The organism is Paenibacillus antibioticophila (genome assembly GCF_000455265.1).
Lineage (GTDB): Bacteria > Bacillota > Bacilli > Paenibacillales > Paenibacillaceae > Fontibacillus > Fontibacillus antibioticophila.
This window is the reverse complement of record NZ_HG005140.1, coordinates 48,551-63,094: the sequence shown is the minus strand read 5'-3', so window position 1 is coordinate 63,094 and position 14,544 is coordinate 48,551. Positions and strand designations below refer to the sequence as shown.

Sequence of the window (14,544 nt, the reverse complement as noted above, 5' to 3'; positions counted from 1 at the left end):
CGGCGTAATTCCGATGAGGAGGGAGCCACAAGCGGTCATCATAGATGGCTTTTGGAAACCCCCTTCGTATTAAAAGGCCAACCAGAATCTCTGGCTGGCCTTTTTGCTTACGGCTTCACACGGTTGATCCAGCTGACTATGTCTTCAATAATTGACTCGTCAACATTTGACGGAACTGCATATTCTGAGCCGATCGAGAGCCCCTCATATTCGGACAGCAGGTGATTGACCTTTGGGTACAGCTTGTATTCCACATCGGAACGGTTCTTGAGCGCCTGCTTCCAGAGGTCCAATTGTCCGGCAGGAACCTGCCAGTCATTCTCGCCCTGAAGGACCAGCAGCGGCCCTGATTGCTTGGCAGCAAGCTCCGAAGCTGCATAGTTCTTTTGCTCAAACCACCAAAAAGCGGGCTGCATCGGGAAATTGGCAGGCATATTCTCTGTAGTATACTGCGGGTCATTCACGATATCAGCGATGGCAATGTACTGGGCTGCTTGCTGCTCGTATAGGGTGGAGTCCATACCGAGCTGCTTCACGCGGGCTACAAGCTCTTTTTGCTGGAGAGCCAGAATATCGGCAAATTTGCCGGCAGGTCCGGCGAGAATGATTGCCCCGGCGATGTTCTTGCCCGCATCCGCTTGTATCATCAGCGGTACCGCGTAGCCGCCTTGACTATGACCAGCCACGTAGATTCGCGATGAATCGATGTTATCCATTCCTTTCAACAGCTCGACAGCAGCCAGCGCGTCATCGACGGTTTCGCGCTTCAACGTGAAGGTTGGATCCAGCGATACCTTCAAGGAATGCTCGTAGGTTACTTTGTCATAACGGAGAACGGCAATACCTTGGGCTGCAAGCCCGACGGCCAGATCACGGAATACTTTGGCGCCGCCGATCGTTGAATCGCGATCATGCGGACCCGAGCCGTGGACAAGCACGACAGCAGGGAATGGTGCTGTTCCGGCATTCTCGCCGGCGGGCAGGGTTAGAGTCCCCGGCAATGCCAATGCTCCGCTCCCAACCGTAATCTCTTGCTCCGTATAAGCTCCAGACTGGTCATAGGCAGGCTTCTGATAATCCTGCGGAAGCGATGTATTGATATAGTAATCATCAACTTTTCCGCCCTCATTCAGTCTCAGGATGATCTGGAAGCCAGCTGCTTCCGTAAGAAAAGTATAAGATACGCTTCTATGCACGCTGTTTTCGGTTTCGGTCTTCGTCGCTTGTCCTTTGACCTTGCCGAAGAGCTGCTCATAATTGGACCAGAGTTCATTCAGCAATGCCGGTTGAAGAACAGGCGCAATGGATTCTGCAGTCAATGCCGCGGCGGCAGAACCATTCCCTGCTTGCAGCGCCTCAATAAAGACATCGGCAGGGTCTGACTCAACGGCAGAGCTGGCCAGCGCCTGATCCAGAATTTCGCGGTCGATGACAACATTTCCATCCTTCACTTGTACCGGTGTGCGAATAGCGATTTCTTTTCCGTTAAGCAACACGGTATGTTTATGACCAAGGCGAACGATCAGTGTCTGATTATTCTTGGTGACAGTGACGCTCTGCTCGGCTTGGCTCCAATGGACCTTGGCACCTAGGGATTGGGCTGTGTTTCGCAGTGGAACCAGGACAGATGGATCGGAGTCCCCTGCAAAGGCTGTTGTTGCCGGAAGAGAGATGGATATGGCCAGGGATAGGGCGGTTACAGCTTTCAAGTTTTTCTTTAACATCGTAAATCCTCCTCAAGAAATGATAATGATTATTCCATCCCATGAATAATTAGATGGAAATCAAAATCGATACAATCACAATGATCAAGATGACACCTACAATGGTCCAGGCCGCCGGATGCGCATGGTTGATCGTCCAGCCGATCCCGCTCCTTTTTTCAACGAAAACAGAAGGGTCGGAAGGGTTGTAATAAAACACCCCCAGCTTCCACAAATGATCATCATCTACCGGCTGTACGCTTGAGCCCTTGGCCGGACGTCTGATCCTGCTGCCGCCTTGACCCGTCAGGAAAGATAAAATGATAGCGAACAAGACGACAAAGAGCGGAATAGCAAGGCTTACGGACATCATCACATTTGTATGCATCGGCTCAATCATATTCAATTGCAGGAAGGAGAACAAGCCAATCGTCATAAAGGAAGATAACAAGCTAAAGACGGACCACCGATGACGGAAAATCGAGCTTTGCCGAATGGAGCGCTCTGGGTCCCCGGCATAAGTCTGCTGTTTGCTGTGCTGAATACTCCAGTTGATGAAGAGGAACAGCAGCAGCATCATAATCTGGGCAGCATTTAGGGAAAATACAGTACCATACGATTTGGCGGCGCTTTCGACAATATTTCCCTGGAAATCATACTTAAGGGCAATCTGTCCCGGAATCCGGTCATAATTCGCCAGCATATACACAACACTTCCGGCAATCAGTGCTGCATGCAGCCAAAACCAGTGATAAGATACAGCCAGCTTGTTCTGACGGTATTTTGTATCTATGGCCAAAATGGATTTTGCCTCCGCGGTCGCGGGGAGTGTACGCTTCAGTTGTTTCATTTTAACATGAAAATGGAGGAACAGTCCCGAAGATAAGGCAATCAACAGAAAGATAAATACAGGCAGCCAGATGCTTTCCTCTAATCGGTCCTGATGGCCGGAACGGAACAGGGCGAAGACGCATGAGAGATACAACAACCCGTATAGGAGCAAGCTAACCAGCGCATAATTTTTCCGCATACGGCGTACAGGCTCGCTGCGGTAAATCTCTTCACTGATCGAAATGCCAAAGCTGACGGTCTCCCGGGTCAAATAGGGCATAAAGGCAAACGATGAGATAAGCGGGATAAAGATGAGCGTTAACACAACGATGGATAGAGTTGACATTATGATTCCTCCTTTGTCGGTAGGGCAATCTCTGTATAGATCCGCTCCATGATCTCTGTCAGCTCCTGCCGGCTCATTCCTCTGAGGATCGCTTCTGCAATAATGGGTCTAAGCTCGGCGGCCTGCTTCTCCAGAAATTCGCTTGTCGCAGAAGGCATCCCCTCCGGATTAACGACGACTCCCCGCTGCCGGTGGACCAGAATATAGCCCTCTTGCTTTAAGCGCGTATAAACCTTATTGACGGTATGAAGGTTAATTCCTACATCTGAGGCGAGCTGGCGGACAGAGGGCAGCAGTTCTCCAGGCTTCAGCTTGCCTCCGGCAATACCTTCGACAATCTGGTGTTCAAGCTGCGTGTAAATGGGAACCTCCGATTGCATATCTAAATGGATGATCAATGATCGCCACCTCCTTGTTATAACTGTTATACTTATAATATAACAGTTACTCTATGTAGTTGTAAAGAGATCCTATAAAAAAGAGCGGTCAGGGAAACCGGACAACCTTCAGGTTGCTCCGGCGGCCCTTGACCGCTCTTGGCTTGTTATAGAATTATGAGTTGCTCTCTTTAATCATTTGGCGAAGCACCGTTTGGAGAATACCGCCGTTATGGTAGTAATCTACATCAACCATGCTGTCGAGGCGGGCTGTGACATGGAACTCAAATTGCGTTCCGTTCAGGCGAGTGGCAATAACCGTAAGCTGCTGTCCCGGCTTGACTTCGTTGGACAACCCTACGATATCGAACGTTTCTGTTCCGTCGATTCCAAGCGTCTGCCAGCCGTGTCCTTCCTGGAATTGAAGGGGAAGCACGCCCATGCCGACCAGGTTGCTGCGGTGGATCCGTTCGAAGCTTTCGGCAATGACAGCTTTTACGCCCAGCAAGAAGGTTCCCTTGGCTGCCCAGTCTCTGGAGCTGCCTGTTCCATATTCCTTGCCGGCGATGACGATCAGGTTCTGACCGTCGGCCTGATAATTCATCGAAGCATCATAGATCGACATCAGCGTGTCGGTCGGCAAATGCTTCGTGACACCGCCTTCGGTTCCCGGAGCAACCTGATTCCGGATGCGGATATTGGCGAAGGTTCCGCGCATCATGACCTCATGGTTCCCGCGGCGGGAGCCATAGGAGTTAAAGTCTTTGCGCGCTACGCCGCGGTCGCTCAGGTACACTCCGGCCGGGCTTGTCGGCGAAATGTTGCCGGCAGGCGAGATATGGTCGGTTGTAACCGAGTCTCCCAGCAAGGCAAGCACACGCGCCTGGCGGACATCTGCAATGTCCCGCAGCCCGTCGCCGATCTGCTCGAAGAAAGGCGGGTTTTGAATATAGGTAGACTTTTCATCCCATTCATACAGCTCGCCTTCCGGCACCGGAATGGAATTCCAACGTTCATTTTGCGTAAATACGTTCTCGTACTTGGAGCGGAACATTTCCGGGCTGACAGACAGGCCGATAGCATCCTTGATCTCCTTGGATGAAGGCCAGATGTCCTTCAAGAATACGGGTTGATCATTCTGGTCATAGCCCAGAGGGTCATTTTGCAGATCAATGTTTACCGTACCTGCAAGGGCATAAGCTACGACGAGAGGAGGAGAGGCGAGATAGTTCGCCTTCACTTGAGCATGCACGCGGCCCTCGAAGTTACGGTTACCCGAAAGCACGGCGGCAACGGTCATATCGTTCTCCGCGATTGCTGCGCTGACTTCGTCAGGCAAAGGACCGGAGTTACCGATACAAGTGGCGCAGCCGTAACCAGCCACATGGAAGCCCAGCGCTTCAAGCGACTCGATCAGCCCGGCTTTCTCCAGATATTCGGTAACAACAAGCGAACCAGGCGTCAAGCTGCTCTTCACATAGCCCGGCTTCTTCAAGCCGCGTTCTACAGCCTTTTTCGCCAGAAGCCCTGCGCCGATCATTACGCTTGGATTCGAGGTGTTCGTACAGCTCGTAATCGCGGCGATAACTACCGCACCTGTCGTCAGTTCGCTGGCAGCTCCGTTCGGATGCTTGACGGTAACCTTCTGCTCGATTTTCTCATCGCTCAGACCATATCCGCCCTTATCTACCGGCGTACGGATGATGCTGTTGAAGCTATCCTTCATCTCGGTCAGCTCGATCCGGTCCTGCGGACGCTTCGGTCCGGCAAGGCTCGGCACAACGGAAGCGAGGTCAAGCTCAATCAGATCGCTGAACAGCGGGTCTGGTGTATCGCTTGTGCGGAACATGCCTTGCGCTTTATAGTAAGCTTCCACAAGGGCAATTTGCTCTTCCGAGCGTCCAGTGCTGCGAAGATAAGCAAGCGTCTCTTGGTCAACGGGGAAATAACCGATCGTCGCGCCATACTCTGGCGCCATGTTGGCTACGGTTGCCCGGTCGGCCAGACTGATATTGGCAAGACCAGGTCCATAGAACTCGACGAACTTACCGACGACGCCTTTTTTACGCAGCATTTGAGTGACCGTCAGCGCCAGATCCGTTGCAGTCGCACCCTCTGACAAGCTGCCGGTCAGCTTGAAGCCGATAACCTCAGGCGCAACAAAATAAAGCGGCTGGCCCAGCATTCCTGCCTCGGCCTCGATACCGCCAACGCCCCAGCCTACCACGCCAAGGCCGTTGATCATCGTCGTATGGGAGTCCGTACCTACCAATGAATCCGGGAATACGACGGTCTCGTCGCCGATCCGCTTGGTTGCGGCAACAGAGGCGAGATACTCCAGGTTCACCTGGTGAACGATCCCGGTGGCAGGAGGAACGGCACGGAAATTGTTGAATGCCGTCTGCGCCCAACGGAGGAAGCGATAACGCTCTTCATTGCGTTCGAACTCTACCTTCATATTATATTCAAGTGCTTCAGGTGTACCAAAAGCGTCCACCATGACCGAGTGGTCGATAACAAGGTCGACCGGAACGAGCGGGTTAATCTGCTTGGGATCCCCGCCGGCCTTCTTCACGGTGTCACGCATCGCAGCAAGGTCAACAACTACGGGCACGCCTGTAAAATCCTGCAGCACGATCCGTGCAGGGATGAAAGGGATCTCCTTGTTGTCGTCTCTTCCTTCGCTCCATCCAGCGATTTGCTTCACATGTTCTTCCGTAATAGCTCTTCCGTCATATTGGCGCACAGCAGCTTCCAGCAGTACTTTAATGGAAAAAGGAAGCTTGCTGACCGGGCCAAGTCCCTGCTCTTCTAATGTGTTCAGATCGTAATAGCGGTAGCTTTTTCCGCCGACCTCCAGATTGCGGCTGCTGGAGAAAAAATCTTGATTGGACATGAAACGAACCTCCTTGTTTCACTCTGTGAAACATGATTTCAAAAAACTCATTAAATTAAGTATACCTGTCGCCAGACGGCTAGTAAAGTGTTTTTTGCCTTAGAATATGCTGTGTTCAGTCTCTCCAAACATACTTGCCGGCCCTGTTTCATATATTAGTTGCAATGGACTTCATGAACGGTGCATCAGGCTCCAGGTTTATTTTAAAGGAGGTCAGGACGATGGCAGAGGATTGGATGAGGGCGTTGTCTCAGTATGTGAACCAGCAAAATCAGGACGAAATTGACTTCGGGAGCCGCGTAGAGGAAGGGATCGTTACGGATCTGGATTACTTGCTTAGGCTGGGAGAACGAAAGCGCAGGCTGGCGGATTGGTATAGCGAACGTAAAGCCGTTCCTCTTCGCTGTGAGACGAGAGCAAAGCTGCTCCGTGAGATTGAACATAGAGAGGGAGAAGTAGAGGTTGAACTCCAACTGTTAAGAAAAACCGATTATGAGCGTGGAGGGGTGCAGCATCGGGAGGAAGTGATCCATAAGCAGCGCCTGACGCTTCAACACGAAGATGGCGATTGGATGGTGGCACGAGTGCTTCAGCCCATTCCGGAGCGGAGCGCTCCCCGAAATTCCGACGCCGCCGCGGAGTCGGCCAAGTCCGGTGCCGGGGCCAAGCCTTATTTAAACCGGGAGCTGTTGAAAAGCGGCTTCCGCAGCACCCCTTACCGGAGACAGGATGCCGTGTTGTATGCAGATCGCTGGTGGGACGACTTTAATCCGCAATTCGCCGCATTTGAGGTTGATTGCACCAACTATATCTCCCAGTGCCTCTTTGCAGGTGGAGCGCCAATAAATTATACTGGAAAAAGAGATTCAGGCTGGTGGTACAAAGGTTATGTCGGCGGGAAGGAAGCCTGGAGCTACAGTTGGGCAGTCTCCAATGCACTGGAACGTTATTTGAGCGGCAAATCGGGTTTAGCCGAGCCTGTTGATAGGCCGGAACAGCTTGAACTTGGCGACGTCATCGTCTACGACTGGGATGGCAATGGCGCTTTTCAGCACAGCACAATTGTAACGGCTTTTGATGCCGGCGGAATGCCGTTGGTGAATGCTCATACTGTACCAAGTAAGCATCGGTACTGGGATTACCGGGATTCCTATGCATGGAGCGACAACACGGTATATCGCTTTTTCCATATTGTTGACCGGTTCTGAGCAGGATAAAAGAGCGGCGTAAGCCGTTTTTTTCTTAATTTTTAAATTGATGAAAAGAGGTTGCGCATGGGACAGGAAAAATTGACGGTAGGTTTGATTTACGGCGGGAAGTCGGGGGAACACGAGGTATCGCTGCAGACCGCCTTTGCGGTGTCCAAAGCTTTTGATTACGATAAATACGAGATTATTCCTTTCTATATTACCAAGCAAGGAACCTGGAAAGTGGGTCAGACAATGACAGCCCCTTTCCGAGCCCTTGATCAACTGGAGCTTGCTAACGGGGCGGACGATACAGGAGCCGCGGTTCAGATGCTTTTCCAGGGCTTAACCTCCGGGGAGCGGGCAATCGATATAGCCTTCCCCTTGCTCCATGGGACGAATGGAGAAGACGGAACGATTCAAGGCCTGTTCGAAATGGCCAATTTGCCTTATGTCGGAGCAGGCGTATTAGCCTCGGCAGCTGGGATGGACAAGGTCATCATGAAGAAGCTGTTTGCCGAAGCGGGTCTCGAGCAATGTAAATACTGCTATTTCACCGCTTCGGAATGGGAGAGCAGACAAGAGGTTCTTGTACATGGAATCGAAGAGAAGCTGGGGTATCCTTGCTTCGTTAAGCCGGCCAATCTGGGATCCAGCGTTGGCATCTCCAAAGCCAAGACCCGGGACGAGCTTGTTCAAGCGATTACGTTCGCACTTCGCTACGATGTGAAGGTTATTGTGGAGGAATTCGTGGATGCCCGCGAGGTTGAAGTCGGAATCCTGGGCAACGACGAACCGCTTGCTTCCGTTCCGGGAGAGATTGTCTCCTCCAGTGAATACTATGATTATTCAGCCAAGTACTCCGACGGCAAGTCACAGATGATTATTCCGGCGCAAATCGACACGGAACTGGCTGACCGGATTCGCGAGGTGGGCGTTCAGGCCTTTAAAGCCATTGCAGGCAATGGCTTGTGCCGGGCGGACTTTTTTGTGAAGAAATCCGACAACACCATCTGGATCAATGAAGTGAACACCATGCCAGGCTTTACGCCGTACAGCATGTATCCGCTCTTGTGGCGCGAAACTGGCGTGTCCTATGAAGCGCTTTTGGACCGATTGATCGGGCTTGGACTCGAGCGGTTTGAAGCAAAGCAGAACCTGAACTTTGAGAACGGCATCTAATTCTGGAAAGGCGGATGAGCTTATGGGCTTTCAAACAGAATTCAATTCAGTATGTAAATTCAAAAATGAGCAAGAGCTGTACGAGCTTCTTGAGTATGGACGCGGTAAAATGCTCAAAACCGGGCTGCGCGTATTTCCCACCGGCCAGAAGGTCATTGCTTATACGCCGGAAAACAAGGCGGTAGCTATCGTCAAAATAACTGCCAGTGTGGCGGAGATTAACTTCAATGGAGAGGAAGTTACCTCGGTGGAACTGCAGCTTGTCCGGCTGCTGACCGAGGAAGAGTCCAAAATTCAGACCGATCTTGCTTATGAAATGTTCTTTGGAGACGCGGAGGGCAAATGATTGTCCGATTCGGCTATGTCGCGATGTCGACGGTCGTAGAGAAAGCATCGCCATCAAGAACAATGACCTACAAGACCTTTAGCGGTCTGCTCGATCGAGAGGCTGCGATTCGCCGATTGGAGGCTCTCGGGGCAGAGAATCTTCATAATACGCTCAGGCTGCTGCGTCATAATGCGGCGAGCGATATTAAGGTGTACCGCTTCTCCTCGAAGCTGATTCCGCTGGCCACGCATAGTGCGCTTGCGGATTGGAATCCTTATGCTGCCCTCCGGGAGCCTTTTGCACAGATCGGGGATTTCGTTCGCAAGCATGAAATGAGGGTGTCATTTCATCCGGATCATTTTACCGTATTCAGTACGCCGCGTCCGGAGGTGCTTCAGAGTTCGATCCGGGATCTGGGCTATCACATCTCGATGCTGGATGCGATGGGGCTGGATGGCAGGTCCAAGAATAATATCCATGTGGGCGGTGCTTATGGAGACAAGCGCTCGGCGGCAGAACGCTTCATTAGCCATATATCGGATCTCCCTGAGAGCTACCGTAAACGGCTGACATTGGAGAACGACGATAAAACCTTTAATGCTCGGGAAACGCTGGAAATTTGCGAGGTTCTGGGGCTTCCGATGGTGCTGGATATCCATCATCAATGGGTGAACAATGAAGGAGAGCTGCCGTCAGAGCTGTGGCCCCGGATTTTAAAGACCTGGTCCGGTCCGCTCGCTCAGGCGGATTCTTCGGAGAATGATCCGTTGCCGCCCAAGATTCATGCGTCGAGTCCGAAGAGTGCGAGTGACCCGCGCGACCACGCCGATCATGTGATAGCCGCTCCTTTGCTTGAATTTCTTCGCAGTATTGCCGGCATAACGGAGCGAATGGATGTAATGCTTGAGGCCAAGCTGAAGGATGGTGCGCTGTTTGCGCTTATGGAGGATTTGGCCCGTTACCAGGGGGACGGCGTGCGCATCCTGGATCAGGCTTCAGTGGAGATCATGCCTTAAGTTGAATTGAAAGGCGACGTAGAAAAGGCATAAGTGTGCAGTGTACTGTAGTATTTACTTGCGGCAGGGTTGATATTTCAGGATAATTAAGGTAAGTTGAACAAAACGTAGCAGGGTGCTGTGATGCATCCTCTAGTATATGAAGGAGGCTATATCTGTATGGGAGATTTGTTGAACGGTAAAAATGTAGTTGTCATGGGCGTTGCCAATGATCGGAGTATCGCTTGGGCGATTGCACAGAGTCTGGCGGCTCAAGGAGCACGTCTTGCCTTTACATATGAGAATGAAAGAGTCGAGGGACGGGTGCGCAAGCTGGCCGAGACGATTCCGGGCTCGCTGCTTGTACCGTGCAACGTGACGGTCGATGAGGATATCGACAAGCTGGCGGAGCTGCTGTCTGCTGAGTTCGGCATACTCCATGGCTTAGTGCACAGTATCGCATTCGCCAAGGCGGAGGACCTTTCCGGAGAGTTCGTGGATACCTCCCGCGAAGGCTTTGCGCTTGCGCATGATATCAGCGCCTATTCGCTGGTTGCTGTATCTCAGCGCCTGTCGAAGCTGATGACCGAAGGCGGAAGCATCATGACCATGACTTACCTGGGTTCGGAACGTGTCATGCGTAATTATAATGTTATGGGCGTAGCCAAGGCGGCGCTGGAGGCATCCGTCCGGTATCTCGCCAATGACCTGGGACCACGGAATATCCGTGTGAACGCCGTCTCGGCAGGACCGATCCGGACGCTGGCAGCGAAGGGGATCAGTGATTTCAATTCCATTTTGAAGCAGGTTGAAGAGAAGGCTCCGCTTCGGAGAACGACGGAAACTGCTGAAGTCGGAGATACCGCGATGTTCCTGATCAGTCACTTGTCCCGCGGAATTACCGGTGAAGTAATCTATGTAGACGGTGGTTATAATTTTATAGGAGCTTAACCTGTTGTTCCCTTGCTTTAAATTATGATGAAGGTAGTGAATAGCTGTGGAATCAAAACCTGTTACTCCCTATGTGGTAGGCAGTAAAAACCCGCTTGCGGTGGCCATTAATTGCGCCGCCAAAGCCGGGGAATGGATCAAGAGCCGATTGGGAGATATTAAAGCTGTTAATGAAAAATTCTCTCCGCAGGATCTGGTGACTGATGTCGATAAAGGTGCTGAGGCGATGATCCGCAAGCTGATCCTGACGCATTTTCCTTCCCATGACATTTTGGGTGAGGAGGGGGTTGCCCCGGGCGCGGCGGCTTCGGCGGCTGCATGGCAAGAGGCGAGCAGCAGTGAGTTTTTGTGGATCATTGATCCGCTGGACGGAACGACCAACTTCGTGCACGGCTTCCCGTTCTTCTGCGTCTCCATCGCCCTGGCTTTCAAGGGTGAAGTCATTATTGGCGTGATTTATGATCCGATCCGTGATGAGATGTTTGTTGCAGAAAAGGGAAAAGGCTCTTATATGCACGGGCATACTAACCGGGTATCTGCAGACGCACGGCTGGAGGAAAGTATTATTGCGGTGGGCTTTAATCCGGATCGGCAGGCGGCTCCGATTAATCTTAAGGGGATAACGGCGTTATCCGGCAAGGCGCGCAGTCTCCGTGCCGGAGGATCGGCCGCCTTGCATTTGGCTTACGTGGCTGCAGGCCGTCTCGGCGGTTATTATGAGGTGAATCTCAATGCCTGGGATACGGCGGCAGGCGCGTTGATGGTGGCGGAATCGGGAGGCAAGGTGACCGATACAGCCGGGAATCCTTACCATGTCGGCGCAAGAAATCTGATTGTCAGCAACGGCACCATTCATCAGGAGCTGCTGGAGGTCATTGAGGCTGCCGGTGCAACCGGGAATTAACTGATCAGAAAGGGGTATACAGCCATGCAAGACAGAAAGGATCTTGAGAAAGAGCTTGAAAGAGAGCTTAGCGAGATGCTGTCGGATCAAGTGGTTGATAGCGAGGAAGAACGGCGGAAGAAGGAGCGAAGCCGCCTTGCACCCAAGTATGAAGTAAGGATTCAGACCCAGCTTGATCCGATCGTTGAGGAGACCCTCAAATATCGCAGCATGGGCAAGGAAATCGATGGGCGGTATGATGGTTATTTGAAGAGGGCTGGTGTATCAGACAGGAAGGAAGAGAACTAGACAGCTTAGAAGTGTCATAATTTCACTCTGTTTACGGCGCCCCTTTCGGTTTGAAGGGGTGCTTTTTTATTCAGCAGGAGAGGCGGGGAACTGATGAAGAAGAAATCTAAAGTCCATAGCAAAGGCCGCATGTTGCTGACAGGCATGCTGTCGCTGGCCCTGCTGGCTGGCGGAGGCACAGCGTCATTTGCCGAGACAGCAGCAAATGCTGCGGAAGCTGGAAGTCAAACAACAATCAAGCAAGGCAGCCTTCAGACTATCGTGGCCATTGGAGATTCCATTACAGCAGGATACGAGCCGGGGATGACGGAGGCCTCTGCTGTTTATGGTTATGTAGACCGAATCAAGGAGCAGGCCTTGTTTCATAACAGAACGGAAGTCACGAATTACGGTATCCTCGGACTGACAAGCACCGGACTGCTGAATTACCTCAAAGCTATCCAAGAGGGCGTTGCGGTAACCGCAGACACCATCCAGCCGGAGATATCCGATCCGCGAATCAGCGTCTTTGCATCCGGAATACCGGAAACCAGGACCAAGCTTGCCCAAGCGGACACGATTCTGATCACCATCGGCGGAAATGATGTATCGCAGCTGATTGAGCAATCGAAGAGTCTGAGTGCAGAACAGTTAGAGACAACGGCATATGAATTATTGACAGTCTATAAGACAAACATTCAAGAAATTCTCTCCGTTCTGACCGTAATTAGTCCCGATGCGCAGATTATCCTGGCAGACCAGTATCAGCCGGTTCCGAAGATTGCCGGAGAGAGCCAGTATGTCATGCTGAGCGAGATTGCTGCCGGCTTCACGCAGGCGGTTGATGAGGCGGTTGCAGCCTTGGTTCAAGAGGGCAAGTCCGTGAAGGCGTCGCATGTCGCCGAAAGGTTTGTTGGCAAGGAACTGGCCTATACGCATATTTTCAATGAAGATGTGCACCCCAACCAATCCGGGTACGAGACAATTGCCAAGGTCATGGCGGAGTCCATCTGGGGCTACTACCGTATAACAGAAGCCCAGAAAGGAAAGACGGAGCTTTCAGTAGTTGTCAGTGGCGCAGAATTGCAGACACCCTATAAGCCGATTGTGAAGAACAGTCAGACCTTTATTGTATTGCGGGACATTACAGATGCAATCGGAGGCACTTCGAAATGGGATTCCAAGAGCAGCACGGCAACCGTTTCGTATAACGGTAGTGAGGTTGTGATTCCGATCGGCGCCAAGACAGTCACTGCAAACGGCATCTCATTAGAGACAGCAAGTCCGGCATTTTTGCAAAAGGTAGGTACTGAACAGAAGACTTATGTTCCTCTAGCGCTACTCGTGAAGGGGCTCGGACTCGATGTGCAGTACAGCAGCAAGATGAAGACGGTATTTATTAACTTATAATCTACAGGTGATTGTGCTATATAATTTGAACTAATGACGTACATTGGAGGCAACGTGTAAAGTATTCTTACAGAACACTTTACACTTATGCCTTTTCAGTGTAGCTTTCAATAGTTCAATTTCTACAGCACTCCACTTTACTGCTGCTTTACGGCCACGATCCGCAAACGCACGTAATCCGCGTACCATTCTCCGTCTCGGAATAACTCCGTTTTCGCCAGCTTCGCTACCTTTTGAAGCACATGGCTTTTTTCGGCCTCCTCAAATCCTGCGAGAAACGGACCGGCGGCAAAGCCATTCAGCCAATGAATTAGGCCATCTTCACCTTCTCTTAACTTGGTAGGCCGGTCGAAATGCGCCGCATAAGCGATTCGGAATCCAAGCTCCTCAAGCAATGCACTGTATTCTCCCAAGCTGGGAAAATACCAAGGGTTAAGCGATCCGGCGTCTATTCCGTAATCTTGTTCCAGGATCGTCCCCAAGCTTTGGACAATCGCAGCTACATTTCCTTTTCCCCCGAATTCAGCAACGAATCGTCCGCCGGGCTTCAAGGCGTTCCAAACTGAGGAGGCTGCGCTCCGGCCATCCTTCATCCAGTGCAAGGCCGCATTCGAGAACACCGCATCCACCGGACTCTCCAATTCAAAATGCTCGGCATTTCCCACTCTAAAGTTCAAATGGGGATACTTATTCCTTGCCTGATGTATCATCGGCTCTGCCAGATCCATGCCCAGCACTTCCGCGCCGGACTTGGAAATCTCTTGAGTCAGATCCCCGGTACCGCAGCCCAGATCGAGAATCCGTTCGCCTGGCTTGGGGCTAAGCAATTCCACGACACCTTTTCCGTATTCCGCTACGTATCCCAGTTTTTCATCGTACAATCCGGCCTGCCAAATCTGCTTACCGCTCATCTCCGCTTCCTCCCCGGTCATGTCATGTCTCCATTATGCGGCACAGGCATGAATTGGTGAAATATATAGTTCAAATCATTTTGATAGGTTTCTCCTATAGCTGCCGGATTTAGTTGTCATGTTGCCTTTTTCTACTGCAATCCAGAGAAATCCAACTTCGTATGATCGCACATAAGGTCATTAGAGTTGGACATTGGGCCGGTAAGTCCTCTTGGGCTAATCTGTAGAAGTAAACTGTGTAAAGGAGCGGGAGCAG

General features: G+C 51.5%; 13 protein-coding genes. 8 read left to right on the top strand and 5 right to left on the bottom strand.

The features are described 5' to 3' along the window. Nucleotides 1–107: 107 nt before the first annotated feature. The 4 genes from TX85_RS14170 to acnA all read right to left on the bottom strand — a co-directional run bounded on the left by TX85_RS14170 (nt 108) and on the right by acnA (nt 6,153). Nucleotides 108–1,724 carry an alpha/beta hydrolase family protein gene (locus tag TX85_RS14170; RefSeq protein ID WP_044480168.1) on the bottom strand — a complete coding sequence of 539 codons (1,617 nt, stop codon included), beginning with the start codon at nt 1,722–1,724 and terminating at the stop codon, nt 108–110. Between the two features lie 49 nt (nt 1,725–1,773). Further along, nucleotides 1,774–2,880 carry a DUF1648 domain-containing protein gene (locus tag TX85_RS14165; RefSeq protein ID WP_044480166.1) on the bottom strand — a complete coding sequence of 369 codons (1,107 nt, stop codon included), beginning with the start codon at nt 2,878–2,880 and terminating at the stop codon, nt 1,774–1,776. After that, nucleotides 2,880–3,278 carry a GntR family transcriptional regulator gene (locus TX85_RS14160; protein WP_044480164.1) on the bottom strand — a complete coding sequence of 133 codons (399 nt, stop codon included), beginning with the start codon at nt 3,276–3,278 and terminating at the stop codon, nt 2,880–2,882. The genes TX85_RS14165 and TX85_RS14160 overlap by 1 nt, the downstream gene beginning before the upstream one ends. Nucleotides 3,279–3,432: 154 nt before the next feature. Next, the gene (acnA, locus tag TX85_RS14155; RefSeq protein ID WP_044480162.1) at nt 3,433–6,153 is read right to left on the bottom strand and encodes an aconitate hydratase AcnA; all 2,721 of its coding nucleotides are present in this window, start codon (nt 6,151–6,153) and stop codon (nt 3,433–3,435) included. Between the two features lie 221 nt (nt 6,154–6,374). Here acnA and TX85_RS14150 point away from each other — a divergent pair, with 221 nt between their 5' ends. The 8 genes from TX85_RS14150 to TX85_RS14115 all read left to right on the top strand — a co-directional run bounded on the left by TX85_RS14150 (nt 6,375) and on the right by TX85_RS14115 (nt 13,377). Beyond that, nucleotides 6,375–7,361, top strand: coding sequence for an amidase domain-containing protein (locus TX85_RS14150; RefSeq protein ID WP_044480160.1), 987 nt, complete (start codon nt 6,375–6,377; stop codon nt 7,359–7,361). A 66-nt stretch (nt 7,362–7,427) separates the two neighbouring features. After that, nucleotides 7,428–8,522 carry a D-alanine--D-alanine ligase gene (locus TX85_RS14145; protein ID WP_044480159.1) on the top strand — a complete coding sequence of 365 codons (1,095 nt, stop codon included), beginning with the start codon at nt 7,428–7,430 and terminating at the stop codon, nt 8,520–8,522. A gap of 22 nt (nt 8,523–8,544) precedes the next feature. After that, nucleotides 8,545–8,868: a hypothetical protein gene (locus TX85_RS14140; RefSeq protein ID WP_044480157.1), complete on the top strand. Its 324-nt coding sequence runs from the start codon at nt 8,545–8,547 to the stop codon at nt 8,866–8,868. Beyond that, a complete protein-coding gene (gene uvsE / locus TX85_RS14135) occupies nt 8,865–9,866 on the top strand; it encodes a UV DNA damage repair endonuclease UvsE (protein ID WP_044480154.1) in 1,002 nt (333 codons plus the stop codon). Before TX85_RS14140 ends, uvsE begins: the two co-directional genes overlap by 4 nt. Nucleotides 9,867–10,025: 159 nt before the next feature. Then, a complete protein-coding gene (gene fabI / locus TX85_RS14130) occupies nt 10,026–10,796 on the top strand; it encodes an enoyl-ACP reductase FabI (RefSeq protein WP_044480152.1) in 771 nt (256 codons plus the stop codon). Nucleotides 10,797–10,842: 46 nt separating this feature from the next. After that, complete coding sequence (locus TX85_RS14125) at nt 10,843–11,700, top strand: inositol monophosphatase family protein (RefSeq protein WP_044480151.1); 858 nt, start codon at nt 10,843–10,845, stop codon at nt 11,698–11,700. 24 nt (nt 11,701–11,724) lie between these two features. Continuing rightward, complete coding sequence (locus TX85_RS14120; RefSeq protein WP_044480150.1) at nt 11,725–11,988, top strand: hypothetical protein; 264 nt, start codon at nt 11,725–11,727, stop codon at nt 11,986–11,988. Nucleotides 11,989–12,081: 93 nt separating this feature from the next. Then, the gene (locus TX85_RS14115) at nt 12,082–13,377 is read left to right on the top strand and encodes a stalk domain-containing protein (RefSeq protein ID WP_044480148.1); all 1,296 of its coding nucleotides are present in this window, start codon (nt 12,082–12,084) and stop codon (nt 13,375–13,377) included. A 137-nt stretch (nt 13,378–13,514) separates the two neighbouring features. Here the strand turns inward: TX85_RS14115 and TX85_RS14110 are convergent, their stop codons facing one another. Then, complete coding sequence (locus TX85_RS14110; RefSeq protein WP_044480791.1) at nt 13,515–14,288, bottom strand: methyltransferase domain-containing protein; 774 nt, start codon at nt 14,286–14,288, stop codon at nt 13,515–13,517. Nucleotides 14,289–14,544 lie beyond the last annotated feature (256 nt).

What these genes read in the sequence shown, in the direction of transcription:
- TX85_RS14170 (WP_044480168.1), bottom strand. Translation starts at nt 1,724, where the DNA reads ATGTTAAAGAAAAACTTGAAAGCTGTAACCGCCCTATCCCTGGCCATA.
- TX85_RS14165 (WP_044480166.1), bottom strand. Translation starts at nt 2,880, where the DNA reads ATGTCAACTCTATCCATCGTTGTGTTAACGCTCATCTTTATCCCGCTT.
- acnA (WP_044480162.1), bottom strand. Translation starts at nt 6,153, where the DNA reads ATGTCCAATCAAGATTTTTTCTCCAGCAGCCGCAATCTGGAGGTCGGC.
- TX85_RS14150 (WP_044480160.1), top strand. Translation starts at nt 6,375, where the DNA reads ATGGCAGAGGATTGGATGAGGGCGTTGTCTCAGTATGTGAACCAGCAA.
- TX85_RS14145 (WP_044480159.1), top strand. Translation starts at nt 7,428, where the DNA reads ATGGGACAGGAAAAATTGACGGTAGGTTTGATTTACGGCGGGAAGTCG.
- TX85_RS14140 (WP_044480157.1), top strand. Translation starts at nt 8,545, where the DNA reads ATGGGCTTTCAAACAGAATTCAATTCAGTATGTAAATTCAAAAATGAG.
- uvsE (WP_044480154.1), top strand. Translation starts at nt 8,865, where the DNA reads ATGATTGTCCGATTCGGCTATGTCGCGATGTCGACGGTCGTAGAGAAA.
- fabI (WP_044480152.1), top strand. Translation starts at nt 10,026, where the DNA reads ATGGGAGATTTGTTGAACGGTAAAAATGTAGTTGTCATGGGCGTTGCC.
- TX85_RS14120 (WP_044480150.1), top strand. Translation starts at nt 11,725, where the DNA reads ATGCAAGACAGAAAGGATCTTGAGAAAGAGCTTGAAAGAGAGCTTAGC.
- TX85_RS14115 (WP_044480148.1), top strand. Translation starts at nt 12,082, where the DNA reads ATGAAGAAGAAATCTAAAGTCCATAGCAAAGGCCGCATGTTGCTGACA.
- TX85_RS14110 (WP_044480791.1), bottom strand. Translation starts at nt 14,288, where the DNA reads ATGAGCGGTAAGCAGATTTGGCAGGCCGGATTGTACGATGAAAAACTG.